The organism is Pseudomonas sp. LAIL14HWK12:I1 (assembly GCF_003202095.1).
GTDB lineage: Bacteria > Pseudomonadota > Gammaproteobacteria > Pseudomonadales > Pseudomonadaceae > Aquipseudomonas > Aquipseudomonas monteilii.
In genome coordinates this window covers 140,334-155,005 of the sequence record NZ_QJKG01000006.1, presented here as the reverse complement: position 1 = coordinate 155,005, position 14,672 = coordinate 140,334, and the positions used below count along the sequence as shown (strand labels likewise).

The 14,672-nt window shown below is 63.5% G+C and carries 13 protein-coding genes and 1 pseudogene; all 14 read right to left on the bottom strand.

Annotated elements, in window-relative coordinates; translation table 11 throughout:
- Nucleotides 1-39: 39 nt before the first annotated feature.
- The 14 genes and pseudogenes from paaZ to paaG all read right to left on the bottom strand — a co-directional run bounded on the left by paaZ (nucleotide 40) and on the right by paaG (nucleotide 14,667).
- Nucleotides 40-2,094: a phenylacetic acid degradation bifunctional protein PaaZ gene (gene paaZ / locus D906_RS16785; protein ID WP_016715224.1), complete on the bottom strand. Its 2,055-nt coding sequence runs from the start codon at nucleotides 2,092-2,094 to the stop codon at nucleotides 40-42.
- 37 nt (nucleotides 2,095-2,131) lie between these two features.
- Complete coding sequence (locus tag D906_RS16780) at nucleotides 2,132-3,364, bottom strand: OprD family porin (RefSeq protein ID WP_027615561.1); 1,233 nt, start codon at nucleotides 3,362-3,364, stop codon at nucleotides 2,132-2,134.
- A 39-nt stretch (nucleotides 3,365-3,403) separates the two neighbouring features.
- A pseudogene (locus D906_RS16775) lies at nucleotides 3,404-4,972 on the bottom strand (cation acetate symporter); the annotation flags it as partial.
- Nucleotides 4,963-5,271, bottom strand: coding sequence for a DUF485 domain-containing protein (locus tag D906_RS16770; protein ID WP_016715221.1), 309 nt, complete (start codon nucleotides 5,269-5,271; stop codon nucleotides 4,963-4,965). The pseudogene D906_RS16775 and the gene D906_RS16770, both read right to left, overlap by 10 nt.
- Nucleotides 5,272-5,378: 107 nt before the next feature.
- Nucleotides 5,379-6,455: a 1,2-phenylacetyl-CoA epoxidase subunit PaaE gene (gene paaE, locus D906_RS16765; protein ID WP_019097403.1), complete on the bottom strand. Its 1,077-nt coding sequence runs from the start codon at nucleotides 6,453-6,455 to the stop codon at nucleotides 5,379-5,381.
- A gap of 15 nt (nucleotides 6,456-6,470) precedes the next feature.
- A complete protein-coding gene (gene paaD / locus D906_RS16760; RefSeq protein WP_016715219.1) occupies nucleotides 6,471-7,004 on the bottom strand; it encodes a 1,2-phenylacetyl-CoA epoxidase subunit PaaD in 534 nt (177 codons plus the stop codon).
- Complete coding sequence (gene paaC / locus D906_RS16755; RefSeq protein ID WP_027615562.1) at nucleotides 6,991-7,749, bottom strand: 1,2-phenylacetyl-CoA epoxidase subunit PaaC; 759 nt, start codon at nucleotides 7,747-7,749, stop codon at nucleotides 6,991-6,993. Before paaC ends, paaD begins: the two co-directional genes overlap by 14 nt.
- Before the next feature lie 8 nt (nucleotides 7,750-7,757).
- The gene (gene paaB, locus D906_RS16750; protein ID WP_004374528.1) at nucleotides 7,758-8,039 is read right to left on the bottom strand and encodes a 1,2-phenylacetyl-CoA epoxidase subunit PaaB; all 282 of its coding nucleotides are present in this window, start codon (nucleotides 8,037-8,039) and stop codon (nucleotides 7,758-7,760) included.
- Nucleotides 8,040-8,064: 25 nt separating this feature from the next.
- The gene (gene paaA, locus D906_RS16745) at nucleotides 8,065-9,054 is read right to left on the bottom strand and encodes a 1,2-phenylacetyl-CoA epoxidase subunit PaaA (RefSeq protein WP_025754119.1); all 990 of its coding nucleotides are present in this window, start codon (nucleotides 9,052-9,054) and stop codon (nucleotides 8,065-8,067) included.
- 214 nt (nucleotides 9,055-9,268) lie between these two features.
- A complete protein-coding gene (paaK, locus tag D906_RS16740) occupies nucleotides 9,269-10,588 on the bottom strand; it encodes a phenylacetate--CoA ligase PaaK (RefSeq protein ID WP_019097400.1) in 1,320 nt (439 codons plus the stop codon).
- 121 nt (nucleotides 10,589-10,709) lie between these two features.
- Nucleotides 10,710-11,930, bottom strand: a complete 1,221-nt coding sequence (gene pcaF / locus D906_RS16735; RefSeq protein WP_019097399.1) for a 3-oxoadipyl-CoA thiolase — start codon at nucleotides 11,928-11,930, stop codon at nucleotides 10,710-10,712.
- The gene (paaI, locus tag D906_RS16730; protein WP_019097398.1) at nucleotides 11,923-12,363 is read right to left on the bottom strand and encodes a hydroxyphenylacetyl-CoA thioesterase PaaI; all 441 of its coding nucleotides are present in this window, start codon (nucleotides 12,361-12,363) and stop codon (nucleotides 11,923-11,925) included. The genes pcaF and paaI overlap by 8 nt, the downstream gene beginning before the upstream one ends.
- Nucleotides 12,356-13,873 carry a 3-hydroxyacyl-CoA dehydrogenase PaaH gene (gene paaH, locus D906_RS16725; RefSeq protein WP_026020365.1) on the bottom strand — a complete coding sequence of 506 codons (1,518 nt, stop codon included), beginning with the start codon at nucleotides 13,871-13,873 and terminating at the stop codon, nucleotides 12,356-12,358. Before paaH ends, paaI begins: the two co-directional genes overlap by 8 nt.
- A gap of 2 nt (nucleotides 13,874-13,875) precedes the next feature.
- A complete protein-coding gene (paaG, locus tag D906_RS16720) occupies nucleotides 13,876-14,667 on the bottom strand; it encodes a 2-(1,2-epoxy-1,2-dihydrophenyl)acetyl-CoA isomerase PaaG (protein WP_025754114.1) in 792 nt (263 codons plus the stop codon).
- Nucleotides 14,668-14,672 lie beyond the last annotated feature (5 nt).

Below are 14,672 nucleotides of genomic sequence, written 5' to 3'. Positions count from 1 at the left end.
CGCGGTTGAACCCGTGAAGTGGCCGGCGAGGTCAAACCATCACTCCGGCTGCTTCAACACCAAGGTCAGGATGTCATAGCTGGCCACCAGCTCCCCCAGTTGGTTAGTGACTTCGACATCCCACGCCACCACACCCTGCGGCTGGCCCAACGGGCTGGTCTTGCCTTGGTCGATTTTGCGCTTGCAGGTCAAACGCGCTTGGATGGTGTCGCCAATGCCCACCGGGTTGATGAAACGCAGAGTATCCAGGCCATAGTTGGCCAACACCGGCCCGGCACCCGGCGACACGAACAGGCCGGCTGCCGCCGACAGCACGAAGTAGCCATGGGCAATGCGCTTGCCAAACTGCGATTCCTTGGCTGCGATTTCGTCGAAATGCATGTAGAAGTGGTCACCCGACAGGCAGCCGAAGTTGACCAGGTCGGCTTCGGTCACCGTGCGGCGGTGGGTCAGCAGCGACTCGCCAATGCGCAGCTGCTGGAAGTAGCGGCGGAACGGGTGCACTTCGGTTTCGATCACTTCGCCACCGCGCACGTATTCGCCGGTGACTGCCGTGAGCATGCTCGGCGAACCCTGGACAGCGGCACGCTGCAGGTAGTGCTTGACCGCACGCAGGCCACCCAGCTCTTCACCACCACCGGCCCGGCCAGGGCCGCCGTGCTTGAGTTGCGGCAATGGCGAGCCATGACCGGTGGACTCCTTCGCGGCCTCGCTGTCGAGCACCAGCAGGCGGCCATGCCAGGCAGCCGCCACCGGAATGGCCTTGGCCGCCACGCTACGGTCGGCGGTGACCAGGGTTGCCACCAGGCTGCCTTTGCCCCGCGCGGCCAGCGCCAAGGCTTCGTCAAGATCATCGTAGGCCATCAGCGTGCTGACCGGGCCGAACGCCTCGATGTCGTGGGCGCCGCCTTCGGCGTGCGGGTCGCGGGCTTGCAGCAGGGTCGGGGCGAAGAACGCCCCTTCGGCCACACCCTCGCCGCGCGGCGCAAAGCCATCGCTGGCGCCGAACAGCTGGTCACAACTTTGCAGCAGGCTGCGTACCCGCTCGGCCACGTCGTGCTGCTGGTCGTGGGAGGCCAGTGCACCCATGCGCACGCCTTCCAGCGAGGGGTCGCCAACCACGACTTTGCTCAGGCGCTCGCGCAAGCGTGTGGCAACGGCATCGATGTGCCTGGCCGGCACAATGGCCCGGCGGATGGCGGTGCATTTCTGCCCGGCCTTGGTGGTCATTTCACGCACCACCTCCTTGATATACAGATCGAACTCTTCGCTGTCCGGGCTCACGTCCGGCCCGAGGATGGCACAGTTCAGCGAATCCGCCTCTGCGGTGAAAGGTACCGAATTACGTATCAGGTTCGGCGTGACGCGCAATTTGGCAGCGGTATCGGCGGAGCCGGTGAAGGTCACGACATCCTGACCCTGCAGGCGGTCGAGCAAGTCGCCTGTGCTGCCGATCACCAATTGCAGGCTACCTTCCGGCAGCAAGCCGGAGGCGTTCATCAGGCGCACGACGGCTTCGGTCAGGTAGCTGGTGGAGGTCGCAGGCTTGACGATACAAGGCATGCCGGCCAGGAAAGTCGGCGCGAATTTTTCCAGCATGCCCCAGATGGGGAAGTTGAACGCGTTGATGTGCACCGCAACGCCTGCACGCGGCACCAGGATGTGGCTGCCGGCGAAATGGCCTTGTTTGCCCAGCGCAATGGCAGGGCCTTCGTGAACCAGGTTGCCCGACGGCAACTCACGGCTGCCAATGCCCGCGTACGAGAACAACGTGGCGTTACCACCCTCGATGTCGATCCAGCTGTCGGCACGGGTAGCGCCGCTGTGGTGCGACAAGGCGTAAAGCTGTTCCTTGCGTTCGGCCAGGTACAAGGCCAGGGCTTTGAGGCGCTGGGCGCGCTGCTGGAAGTCCATGGCCATCAAGCTGGCAAGGCCACGGGCTCGGGCGTAGTCCACGGCTTCGGCGAAGTCCGGGCGCTCTTCATGGCTGTAGGCAAGCACGTGGCCGTCGAGGGCACTGCGCAGGGCCTGAGCGCCATGCTGGCCCAGCCAACGGCCGGCAATGAAGCTTTGCAGGGTAGGGGCGGCAGACATGCTGTTCTCCATGCTGTTCAAATGTAGGGGCGCGCTGTTACCACAGCGCCAGGGTGTAGCCGATGATCAGTCGGTTTTCGTCCACGGCATTGGTCAGGCCATTGCCGGAACGGAAAGTGACATTGCGCCAGCGCAGGCTCACGTCTTTGAACGGGCCGCTCTGGATGACGTAGGTGATGTCGGTGTCGCGTTCGCGCTCGCGGCCATTGCTGACGGTGGCGGTTTCGGCGTGGCGGCCGTCGGTGTAGCGGGTCATCAAACTCAGGCCGGGGATGCCCATCGCCACAAAGTCGTAGTCATAGCGCACTTGCCATGAGTCCAGCCCGGCACGGGTGAAGGTGTTGTAGGTGACCAGGTTGACCGTGAACGGGTCGCCGCCGTTGACGAACGGGAAGGCGCTGTCGCCGGACATCTGCTGCCAGGTGGCGGTGAACTTGTGCGCCCGCACGCCGAGCGTGAACATGGCGTTGAAGTTGCGGTTGTCGATGTTGCCGGCACGCTCGGCGCCGTCGTTGCGGCTGTCGAAGTAGCGCAGGTCGCTGCGCAGGCTCACACCTTCGCTCAACGGACGGGTATCGATCAGGCCCACGAACTGCTGGCGGTAGATGTCTTCGAGTTTGGCGTAGTAGTAGCTGACGCTGGTTTGCGGGGTGATGGCATAGCTGCCACCGCCGAAGTCCAGGTGGTCGCTGGTCGCAGCGCCATAGCCGATGTCGTCCCGGCCCGAGGAATCGCGCAGGTTGGCCTTGGTCAGGCGGCCGGCGTTGAAGGTGAAGCCATCAAGGTCCTGGCTGGTCAACAGGCCACCCTGGAAGGTGGACGCCAGCAGGCGGGTGTCGTTGTAGACCACCACCGGCAAGATGGGTTGCAGCGTGCCCAGGCGCAATGTGCTTTTGGACACGCGCAGCTTGCCGGTCAGGCCCAGTTCGCTGTAGTCATCGACCGGTTCATGGCTGTTTGGTCCAAAGGGCAGCAAGCCGGTGTTGCGGCGGTCGCGACTGGAGTCGAGCTTGATACCCAGCTGGCCCATGGCATCGACGCCAAAACCGACCGGGCCTTCGGTAAAGCCCGACTCCAGCTTGGCGGTAAAGCCCTGGCCCCATTCCTCGGACTTGGCCTGCGGGGCATTGCTTTGGCGGAAGTCGCGGTTGATGTAGTGGTTACGCAGCTCCAGCCGTGCGTGGCTGTCGCTGATGAAGTCTGCCATCGCTGGCAATGGCAATGCGAGGGTGGCCAGCCAGGCAGCTGACATGAAGTGCGTGCGGTTCATTGTTGTTGTTTTACCCGACATGATTGTTCGTCCTTGAAGTCAGTGCTTGCTGGCGCCGGCGGCGCCGATACCGGTCATGGAGCGGATGAACTGGGCGAGGTAGCGGCCGCGCTCTTCAGTGGCACGCTCAGAGCTGTCGGTGACCGAGAACACCCAGGCACTGAGGAACGCCAGGCTCATGGAGAACAACGCCGGGTTGCTGTAAGGGAACAAAGCTTTTTCGTTGTGCAGCACGTTGACCCACACCGCCGGGCCAAGCACCACCAGCAGCACTGCCGTAACCAGGCCAGCCATGCTGCCGCATACCGCGCCACGGGTGGTCAGCCCCTTCCAGAACATCGAGAGCAGCAGCACCGGGAAATTCACCGAGGCAGCCACTGCCAGTACCAGGCCGGAGAGGAAGGCGATGTTCTGCGACTCGAACAGCAGGCCAAGGATCACCGCCAGCAGGCCTATCAGCAGGGTGGCGATACGCGACACACGCATTTCTTCCTGCTCGGTGGCCTTGCCTTGACGGAACACGCAAGCGTACAGATCGTGGGACACGGCCGACGCGCCAGACAGCGCCAGGCCAGCCACCACGGCCAGGATGGTGGCGAAGGCCACGGCGGAGATGAAACCAAGGAACAGGTTGCCGCCCACGGCCTGGGCCAGGTGCACGGCGACCATGTTGCCGCCGCCGATGATGGCGCCGGTGGCATCGCGGTAGGACGGCTCGGTGCCAACCATGACGATGGCGCCAAAGCCAATGACGATCAGCAGCAGGTAGAAGTAGCCGATGAAGCCGGTGGCATAGAACACGCTCTTGCGTGCTTCCTTGGCGTCGCTGACGGTGAAGAAGCGCATCAGGATATGCGGCAGGCCAGCGGTGCCGAACATCATGCCCAAGCCAAGGGAAATGGCATCAATCGGGTTGGACAGCAAGCCACCCGGGGCCATGATTGCCTGCCCCTTGGCATGCACGGCCACGGCGCTGGCGAACATGGCTTCGGTGCTGAAGCCAAAATGCTTGAGCACCATGAAGGCCATGAAGCTGGTGCCCGACAGCAGCATGACTGCCTTGATGATCTGCACCCAGGTGGTGGCAAGCATACCGCCGAAGGTGACGTAGGCAACCATCAACACACCGACCAGCATGACCGCGTACAGGTAGCTGATGCCGAACAGCAGCTCGATCAGCTTGCCGGCGCCGACCATCTGCGCGACCAGATACATCAATGCGACGACCAATGTGCCGAATGCCGATGTGAGGCGCACCGGCGTTTGTGCCAGGCGGTAGCTGACCACGTCGGCGAACGTGTACTTGCCCAGGTTACGCAGGCGCTCGGCGATGAGGAACAGGATGATCGGCCAGCCGGCCAGCACGCCAAGGGCATACAGCAGGCCGTCGTAGCCGTTCATGAACATCATGGCCGAGATGCCCAGGAAGGAAGCGGCACTGATCATGTCGCCGGCGATCGCCAGGCCGTTCTGCATGCCGGTCAGCCCCCCGCCGGCGGTATAGAAGTCGCTGGCCGAGCGGGTGCGCAGGGCAGCCCAGCGGGTAACCAGCAGGGTGAAGCAGACGAACACCATGAACATCGAGATGGCAGTCCAGTTCATTGTGCGCACTCCTGCTTGACCTTGTCGTTGAGCGGGTCGAGCACGTTGTTGGCGCGGTGCACGTAGATGCCGGTCAGGGCGAAGGACAGCAGCACCATCAGCACACCCACCAGCATGCCCACGGTGGTCACGCCGCCGCTGAGGGACTGGCCGAGGGTGCTGGGCGAAAACGCGACCAGCAGGACGAAGCCGTAGTAGATCACCAGCATGGCCAGGGTCAGGCTGCCGTTGAGGCGGCGTTTGCGCCGTACAAGGTGCTGGAAGTCGGGGTGTTTGGCGATGCTTTCTATGCGTTCGGGTGTCATGGCAAGCGATCTCTTGGTGTTGTAATTGTTTTGTTGAGGTCACGCGGGTGTTGCGGTGTCGCTGATGGCCTCTTCGCGGGTGCGCCCGCGAAGCAGGCGACTCGGTCTCAGAGTTGGTCGAAATCGAGGACCACTTTGTCGCTCACCGGGTAGGTCTGACACGACAGCACATACCCGGCCGCCACTTCGTAGTCTTCCAGTGCGTGGTTGCTGTCCATTTCCACTTCGCCTTCGATCACCCGGCACTTGCAGGTAGAGCACACGCCGGCCTTGCAGGAGTAGGGCAGCTCGGCGCCGATGGCGTTGCCGGCGTCCAGCACGTTCTGGGTGTTGCGTGGCAAGTCGAAGGTGAGCGCGCGTCCGTCGCTGATCACGGTGATGTGGCTGAGCGCCGCGTCCACCTGGCGCGCGGCTTCGCGGGCCTCACGTCGTGCTTCGTTACCGGCAGCGGCGAACAGCTCGAAATGGATGCGCTCCTTGCCCAGGCCGTTGGCCTGCAAGCTGTCGCGTACGGTCTCAGTCATCGCCTGGGGGCCGCAGATGAAGGCCGCGTCCAGGCCTGGAACGTCCAGCCAGCGCGAAAACAGCTGGCCGCACTTGTCAGCGTCGATGCGACCGTTGTACAGGTCGACATCCTGCTGCTCGCGGCTAAATACAAAAATCAGGTTCAGGCGGTCGAGGTACCGGTTTTTCAGGTCTTCGAGCTTGTCGCGGAACAGCGCGCCAGAGCTGGAGCGGTTGCCGTACAGCAAGGTGAAGCGGCTGTGTGGCTCGCTGGCCAGGGTGGTGCCAATGATCGACAGGATCGGGGTTATGCCGCTGCCGGCGGCCACGCCCAGGTAATTACCCTGGCGGGCAGGGTCCAGCGGTACGAAGAAGCTGCCCGATGGCGGCATCACGTCCAGTTGCTGGCCAGCTTTGAGCCTATCATTGGCAAACGCCGAGAAACGCCCGCCGGGCACGCGCTTTACGGCCACGCGCAGCTCACCGTCCTGTACGGCGCTGCAGATGGAGTAGGAGCGGCGGACTTCTTCGTTGTCCAGCTGGGTACGCATGACCAGGTACTGCCCCTGGGTGAAACGGAACTGCGCTTGCAGGTGCTCGGGCACGTCGAAGGCAATAGACACCGCGTCACGGGTCTCGTTGCGCACTTGCTTGATGGTCAGGCTGTAAAACTGGCTCATGGCGTTCTCCACGGCTCAAATGCATTTGAAATAGTCGAACGGCTCCAGGCACTCGCGGCAGCGGTACAGCGCCTTGCACGCGGTGGAGCCGAACTGGCTGAGCAATTCGGTATGGGCGCTGCCGCATTGTGGGCAGCACACTTGGGGCACTTCGCCGAGCAGGCTGCGCTTGCTGGCGCTGCCTTGAGGCGGCGCGATGCCGTAAGCCCGCAGGCGCTCGCGGCCCAGTTCGCTGATCCAGTCAGTGCTCCATGCCGGGGTCAGCCGGCGTTCAAGGTCTGGCGCGGCAAAACCGGCCTGTTCCAGCGCCTGGCGGATATCACCTTCGATCACCTCGGTGGCGGGGCAACCGGAGTAGGTCGGGGTAACCACCAGGTGCAGGTGGCCGGCGCGCCAGTCGAGGTCGCGAACGATTCCCAGGTCGACCACGCTGACCACGGGCACTTCCGGGTCCATGACCTGGCCAAGCACCGCCCATGCCCGGGCCAGGTCGTCACCTTGCAGCGCCCGCGCACCCCGGTCGCCGGCAATCAGCTCACCAGGTTGCATCGGGGTAGGCCCTTGGCAGGAACTGCATTTCGGCCAGCAGCAGGCCCAGGTGTTCGGTGTGCAAGCCTTTGCGACCGTCCAGGTAGAAGTGGCTGGCAGCCTTTGGCAGCGGCAGTTCGACCGAGGCGAAGGTTTCGCTTACCTGCTTGAGCCAGGTAGCACCCACGGCACCGGGGTCGGCAGCGATACCCGCTTTGGCGAGCTGTACTTCATTGTCGCTGCCAGCCGTCAGCTCGACCGTGAAACGCCACAGTGACGCAATGGCGGCAAGTATGCGCTGGCGGCTCTCTGCGGTGCCGCCACCCAAGCGCTGTACCCACTCACTGGAACGGCGCAGGTGGTAGGTGACTTCTTTCAATGCCTTGGCGGCGATACCGGCGATACGTTCATCGCTGGAGCCAGCTAACCCCTGCAGCACGGCGAGGTGCCAGGCGTCGTAGAGGAACTGCTTGGTGATGGTCACGGCGTAATCGCCGTTAGGTTGCTCGACCAGCAGCAGGTTGCGGTAGGCTCGCTCGTCACGGCGGAAGGCCAGGGCATCGGCGTCGCGGCCGTCATCCAGCAGCTCGGCGGCGTACTCCAGCCAATTGCGCGCCTGGCCTACCAGATCGAGGCCGACGTTCATCAAGGCCAGTTCTTCTTCGATGGCCGGGGCATGGCCACACCACTCGCAAAGGCGCTGGCCTTGTACCAGGGCACTGTCGCCGAGCAACAGCAGGTAGGGGATAAGGGCTTCGTTGTGCATGGCCAACCTCACATGTGTCCGACTTCGTCGGGCAGTTCGTAGAAGCTGGCATGGCGGTAGACCTTGTCGTCCGAAGGGGCGAACAGCGGGTCTTTCTCGTCAGGGGACGACGCGGTGATCAGCGCCGAGGGCACCACCCACAGGCTGACGCCTTCGCTGCGGCGGGTGTACAGCTCGCGGGCGTTCTCGATGGCCATGGCGGCATCGGCGGCGTGGACGCTGCCGACGTGCTTGTGGTTAAGGCCGTGCTTGCTGCGCACGAACACTTCGTAGAGGGTCCAGACAGACATTTTCGATCTCCGCATCAATCGCCGCTCAGGCGGCGTTCTTGTTCTGTTGCTTGCGCGCGTAGGCCACGGCGGCCTCGCGTACCCAGGCACCGTCCTCGATGGCCTTGCGCCGGGTGGCGACACGTTCCTGGTTGCACGGGCCATTGCCCTTGATCACTTCGTAGAACTCGTCCCATTGGATTTCGCCAAAGTCGTAGTGACCGCGTTCGGCGTTCCACTTCAGCTCGGGGTCGGGGGCAGTGCAGCCGAGCAGTTCGAGCTGCGGCACGGTCTGGTCGATGAAGCGCTGGCGCAGCTCATCGTTGGTCTGACGCTTGATTTTCCAGGCCATGGACTGGGCGCTGTTGGGGGAATGTTCGTCGCTGGGGCCGAACATCATCAGCGAGGGCCACCACAGGCGGTTGATGGCGTCCTGCACCATGTCGCGCTGGGCCTGGGTGCCGTGGCGCATCATGGTCAGGAGGATTTCGTAGCCCTGGCGCTGATGGAAGCTTTCTTCCTTGCAGATACGGATCATCGCGCGGGAGTAGGGGCCGTAGGAGGTGCGCTGCAAGACCACCTGGTTGACGATGGCGGCGCCATCCACCAGCCAGCCCACGGCACCCATGTCGGCCCAGCTGAGCGTGGGGTAGTTGAAGATGCTCGAATACTTGGCCTTGCCGCTGTGCAGCTTGGCGATTTCTTCGTCGCGATCGGCGCCCAGGGTTTCCATGGCGCTGTACAGGTAGAGGCCGTGGCCGGCTTCGTCCTGGATCTTGGCCATCAGTTGCAGCTTGCGCTTGAGGCTGGGGGCGCGGGTGACCCAGTTGCCTTCGGGCAACATGCCGACGATTTCCGAATGGGCGTGCTGGGAGATCTGCCGGATCAAGGTCTGGCGGTAGGCCTCGGGCATCCAGTTCTTGGCTTCGATCTTGATTTCAGCGTCGATCTTTTCCTGGAAGTTGCGCTCCTCGGGCGACATCTCTTCCAGCGACTTGACGCGCTTGACTCCGGTTTCCACTAGCTGTGCGTACATGTGCTGCGACTCCTGCTAAGGCATGAGTCATTTGTAAGCGATACAAAACATAACGTCAAACTGTTTTGTGTGTATCAAATAAGATTTATGTATCGCTTTCAGGCCTCTTCGCGGGCAAACCCGCCCCCGCAGGGATCGCGCAGCCCTGTCAGTGCGTGTAAAACGCAAAAAAAAGCCCCGGACTGAGCCGGGGCCGAAAAGGCAGCCGAATGAATCAGCTGGCCAACCGTTTGTCAAACACGTGGCAGGCCTTGCCCTCGGAGCGCTTCAGCGTGCCGCAAGGCTGCAGGTGCACCTGGGTGCTGATGCCAATGTAGGTCTTGATCTGCCTGCTCAGCTCACCGACCACCTGTTTGCGCTGGCCTTCATCGAGGTGCTGGCACTCCCCACGCAACTCCACGTGCACCTCGACACTGTCCAGGTTTCCGTTGCGATACAGATGAATCTCATAAAGTTCTGAGAGTTGTTTTATTTTAAGTACCTGTTCCTCGATTTGGGTCGGGAACACGTTGACCCCGCGAATGATCAGCATGTCGTCGCTACGGCCGGTAATCTTGCCGATCCGCCGCATAGGGCGAGCGGTGCCCGGTAGCAGCCGGGTGAGGTCGCGGGTGCGGTAGCGCACCATCGGCAACGCCTCTTTGCTCAGCGAGGTGAACACCAGCTCGCCGAGCTGACCGTCTGGCAGCACCGCGCCGGTGACCGGGTCGATGATCTCGGGGTAGAAGTGGTCTTCCCAGATGGTCGGGCCGTCCTTGGTTTCGATGCACTCCATCGCCACCCCAGGGCCCATGATTTCCGACAGGCCATAGATGTCGAGGGCATTTATGCCCAGTCGCCCTTCGATCGAGCGGCGCAGCTCGTCGGTCCAGGGTTCAGCACCGAAAATGCCCAGCCGCAGCTTGAGGTCGTGCGGGTCGATGCCCTGGCGCTCGATCTCGTCAGCCAGGTTGAGCATGTAGGAGGGGGTGACCATGATGATGTCAGGCTGGAAGTCGCGAATCAGCTGCACCTGCTTCTCGGTCTGGCCGCCGGACATCGGGATTACCGTACAGCCCAGGCGCTCGGCGCCGTAATGCGCGCCAAGGCCGCCCGTGAAAAGCCCATAGCCGTAAGAAACGTGCACCTTGTCACCTTTACGCCCTCCGGCCGCGCGGATCGAGCGGGCGACGACATTGGCCCAGGTGTCGATGTCATTCTGCGTATAGCCAACCACCGTCGGCTTGCCTGTAGTGCCGCTTGAGGCGTGCAGGCGCACCACCTCTTCCTGAGGCACGGCAAACATTCCGTAGGGGTAGTTGTCACGCAGGTCGTTCTTGCCGGTGAAGGGGAACTTTGCCAGGTCTTCAAGGCTATTGAGGTCGTCGGGGTGGGCGCCGGTCTCGGCAAAGCGCTTGCGGTACAGCGGCACATTGTCGTAAGCGTGCTTCAGGCTCCAGCGCAGCCGCTCCAGCTGGTGCTGACGCAGGGCATCGACGCTGGCGGTTTCCATCGGGTCCAGCAGGGCACGATCGGCATCATGGTACATGTTCATGGCTTCACTCGAATTGTTCTTGTACGCCGCGCGGGACCGGTTGCAGGCCGCGCGGTGAGTGTCATGAGCGCAGCATATATGGCTGCGTTCGGTTGGGTAACAGGCAGATGGTCTGATCCGCTCAGAGGCGCTCGATGATCATCGCAATGCCTTGGCCAACGCCGATGCACATGGTGCACAGGGCGTAGCGGCCGGCGGTTTCTTCCAGCTCATGCAAGGCAGTGGTTACCAGGCGTGCACCGCTCATGCCCAGTGGGTGACCCAGGGCAATGGCACCGCCGTTGCGGTTCACCCTCGGGTCGTCATCGGCCAGGCCCAGTTCGCGCAACACCGCCAGGCCCTGGGCCGCAAAGGCCTCGTTAAGCTCGATGACGTCGAGGTCGGCCAGCGACAAACCTGTCAATTCCAGCACCTTGCGGGTTGCCGGTACCGGGCCGATGCCCATCAGCCGGGGCTCGACCCCGGCCACGGCCATGCCGACGATACGGCCGCGCGCCTTGAGGCCGTGTTGGCGGGCAGCCGCGCTACTGGCCAGCAGCAGGGCGCAGGCACCGTCATTGACCCCGGAGGCGTTGCCCGCTGTTACGCTGCCGCCTTCACGGAAAGGCGTCCCAAGCCGGGCCAGTTGCTCGAGCGTGGTATCGGCGCGTGGGTGCTCGTCGTGCTCGATGACTTTGGGCGGGCCTTTGCGCTGCGGGATTTCGACCGGCACGATTTCCCGGGCCAGGCGGCCGCGGGCCTGAGCCAGCGCTGCCTTGTGCTGGCTACGCAGGGCGAATGCATCCTGGTCGGTGCGCGAAATACCGAACTGTTGCGCCACATTCTCGGCCGTTTCCGGCATCGAATCGGTACCGTAGGCAGCTTTCATGAGCGGGTTGACGAAACGCCAGCCGATGGTGGTGTCGAACAGCTCGGCGGCACGACCGAATGCCTGCTCTGACTTGCCCATTACAAATGGCGCACGGGACATTGATTCCACGCCGCCCGCCAGCATCAGCCCAGCTTCCCCACAGCGCAGGGCGCGGGCTGCATTGCCGATGGCATCCAGGCCGGAGCCGCACAGGCGGTTGATGGTGGTCCCAGGCACTTCGAGTGGCAGCCCGGCCAACAGGCTGGCCATGTGCGCCACGTTGCGGTTGTCTTCACCGGCCTGGTTGGCACAGCCGAGCATGACGTCATCGACGGCTTTCCAGTCCAGTTCGGGGTGACGCTCGATCAGCGCTTTGAGCGGGATTGCGGCGAGGTCATCGGCCCGCACGCCGCTCAAGGCGCCGGCGTAGCGGCCAATAGGGGTGCGCACGGCGTCGATGATCAAGGCATCGGGCAGCGTGTGGTCATTCATCTTGCGTCTCCTGCGCCAGCACGGTGCCGCGCACTTTGTAGGATTTGCCATGGAACATCGCCACCAGCTCACCGCGCTGGTTATCGATGCGCACGTCGTACAGGCCGGTACGGCCCTTGCGGCTGACCTCGCTGGCGCGGGCGGTGAGCACGTCATCGCGCAACGCCGGGGCCAGGTAGTCGATGGTGCAGCCCAGCGCCACGGTGGCCTCATCGTAGCTGTTACAGGCGAAGGCAAATGCCGAGTCGGCCAGCGCGAACAGGAAGCCGCCATGGCAGGTGCCATGACCCTGGATCATGTCGGCACGAACCGGCATGCGCAGGCTGGCCCTGCCTGGGCCGGCATCCAGCAGGGTGATACCCAGGCTCTGGGTGGCTTGGTCGCGGGCGTACATGGCGTCGGCACAGGCGTGTGCCAGTTCCACTTCAGTCATGCAGGGTGCCTCCTTTGGCTTCGCAGCGGCGTAACAACAGGGAAGGGCGGTAACGGCTCTCGCCGTAGCTGCGCTGCAGGTTGTCGAGCACGCGCAGGGTGTGGGCAATACCTATATTCCCGGCCCAAGCCAGCGGGCCGCAGGGGTAATTGACGCCGGCGCGCATGGCCAAGTCGATGTCGGCGGCGCTGCCGACACCTTGCAGCACGGCATCGGCGGCTTCGTTTGCAAGCATTGCCACGGTGCGCAGTACCACCAGGCCAGGCAGGTCGGCGACCGCCGTGACCTTGAGCCCGGCGCGCTGCAGCAGGGCCACGGCGTGGTCGCGTGCGTTTTCGGTAATGTCCGCCGACCAACTGATGGCTATTCGCGTGGCCGTGCTGTAGTCCAGTGCGAGGTCGAGCAGCACCAGGTTGCGCAGGCCATCTTCACGAGCGCGCTGGCTGGCGAGGCGGCCATCGGACAGTGCCAGGGTGGCATCGCCGACCAGGATCACACCGCTACCTGCACGCCGGGTGACAGCGATGCCGTTGAGGCTCAGGCGCTCTACCAGTGGCTGCATTACACCCAGGTGCCCCTCGATGACGCAGGCTTCGGCGCTGGTGAGGCTGCACAGTTCAGCAGGTGTTGGCCGTTCGGCGCCTTCGGCGTAGCTATAAAAGCCTTGGCCAGTCTTGCGGCCAAGGCGTCCGGCATCCACCAGCTCTTTTTGCACCAGTGAAGGCTGGAAGCGGAAATCTCCATAGAACGCATCGAACACCGAGCAGGTGACGGCGTAGTTGACGTCGTGGCCTATCAGGTCGGTGAGTTCGAACGCCCCCATCCGGAAACCACCCGCATCGCGTAACAGTGCATCGAGGCTGGCGCAGTCGGCTGCACCTTCCTGCAACAGGCGCAGGCTTTCGGCATAGAAAGGCCGCGCCACACGGTTGACGATAAAGCCCGGTGTCGAGCGCGTGTGCACTGGCTGTTTACCCCAGGCCTGGGCGGTAGCGTAGATGCAAGAGGCCACTGCCGGTTCGGTTGCCAGACCCGACACCACTTCGACTAATGCCATCAGCGGCGCCGGGTTGAAGAAGTGCATGCCAACGACCTGTTGCGGGCGTGCAAGGCCGGCGGCCAAGCTGGTGATGGACAACGACGAGGTGTTGCTGGCCAGTATGCAATCCTCGGCGCACAGGGCTTCGAGCTGACGCAATAGCGCCTGCTTGACCTGCAGGTTCTCGACAATGGCTTCGATCACCAAGCCGGCATCAGCCAATGCTTCAAGGGTGTCGACCGGGCATAGCCGCAGGCGGATCATTTCGTGTTCGGCTGCCTGCAACTTGCCTTTTTCCACCAGCCGGGTGAGTTGCCGATCAATACCGGCCACAGCCTGGGCAGCAGCCCCTGGGCGATTGTCGTACAGTGTCACCGGGTGACCGGCCTGGGCCGCGACCTGGGCGATGCCGGCCCCCATGGCACCCGCACCGATCACCGCCACCTGCACTTCGCTTGCGAGTGCACTCATGTTCAGCACCCCTTGAAATCTGGCGTGCGCTTGTTCATGAAGGCGCTCACGCCTTCGCGGTAGTCTTCGCTGCGCCCTGCCAGGCGCTGCAGATCACGTTCCAGCTCCAGCTGCTCATCGAACCCATTGTCGAAGCTGGCATTGAGGCCGCGCTTGATCAGGGCCAGACCGTAAGTGGGCTGGGTGGCAAGCTGGCGGGCGAGGGTGAGGGCCTCGTCACGCAGCGCGGCATCGTCCACTACGCGATGGATCAGCCCCCACTGCTGGGCCTGCTCCGCGCCAAGGCGCTCGCCCAGCATCGCCAGGGCCTTGGCCCTTGCCATGCCGACCAGGCGCGGCAGTAGCCAGGTACCACCCGAGTCCGGCACCAGGCCGATCTTGCAGAACGCCTGAATGAAGCTTGCAGAGCGGGCAGCCAGTACCAGGTCGCAGGCCAGCGGTATGTTGGCACCGGCGCCAGCAGCCACGCCGTTGACCGCACAGATCACCGGCAGCGGCAGGTCGCGCAGTGTGCGCACCAGCGGGTTGTAAAACCTGTCGATGGACTCGCCAAGGTCTGGCATTTCGGCACCTGGGGCAACGTTGCGGTCGGACAGGTCCTGGCCGGCGCAGAAGCCACGACCTTCGCCGGTCAGCAGAAGCACCCGCGCGTCACTGCTCTGGCGTACTTGCTTGAGTGCCTCGCGCACTTCCAGGTGCATGGCGGTATTGAAGCTGTTCAGTTGCTCGGGGCGGTTAAGCGAGAGGAGGGCGACGCCGTCCTCGATGGAAAACAGGATGTGCTGGAAAGTCATGACAG

What these genes read in the sequence shown, in the direction of transcription:
- paaH (WP_026020365.1), bottom strand. Translation starts at nt 13,873, where the DNA reads ATGAGTGCACTCGCAAGCGAAGTGCAGGTGGCGGTGATCGGTGCGGGT.
- paaG (WP_025754114.1), bottom strand. Translation starts at nt 14,667, where the DNA reads ATGACTTTCCAGCACATCCTGTTTTCCATCGAGGACGGCGTCGCCCTC.
- pcaF (WP_019097399.1), bottom strand. Translation starts at nt 11,930, where the DNA reads ATGAATGACCACACGCTGCCCGATGCCTTGATCATCGACGCCGTGCGC.
- paaB (WP_004374528.1), bottom strand. Translation starts at nt 8,039, where the DNA reads ATGTCTGTCTGGACCCTCTACGAAGTGTTCGTGCGCAGCAAGCACGGC.
- D906_RS16780 (WP_027615561.1), bottom strand. Translation starts at nt 3,364, where the DNA reads ATGAACCGCACGCACTTCATGTCAGCTGCCTGGCTGGCCACCCTCGCA.
- paaC (WP_027615562.1), bottom strand. Translation starts at nt 7,749, where the DNA reads ATGCACAACGAAGCCCTTATCCCCTACCTGCTGTTGCTCGGCGACAGT.
- D906_RS16770 (WP_016715221.1), bottom strand. Translation starts at nt 5,271, where the DNA reads ATGACACCCGAACGCATAGAAAGCATCGCCAAACACCCCGACTTCCAG.
- paaD (WP_016715219.1), bottom strand. Translation starts at nt 7,004, where the DNA reads ATGCAACCTGGTGAGCTGATTGCCGGCGACCGGGGTGCGCGGGCGCTG.
- paaI (WP_019097398.1), bottom strand. Translation starts at nt 12,363, where the DNA reads ATGACTGAAGTGGAACTGGCACACGCCTGTGCCGACGCCATGTACGCC.
- paaA (WP_025754119.1), bottom strand. Translation starts at nt 9,054, where the DNA reads ATGTACGCACAGCTAGTGGAAACCGGAGTCAAGCGCGTCAAGTCGCTG.
- paaK (WP_019097400.1), bottom strand. Translation starts at nt 10,588, where the DNA reads ATGAACATGTACCATGATGCCGATCGTGCCCTGCTGGACCCGATGGAA.
- paaE (WP_019097403.1), bottom strand. Translation starts at nt 6,455, where the DNA reads ATGAGCCAGTTTTACAGCCTGACCATCAAGCAAGTGCGCAACGAGACC.
- paaZ (WP_016715224.1), bottom strand. Translation starts at nt 2,094, where the DNA reads ATGTCTGCCGCCCCTACCCTGCAAAGCTTCATTGCCGGCCGTTGGCTG.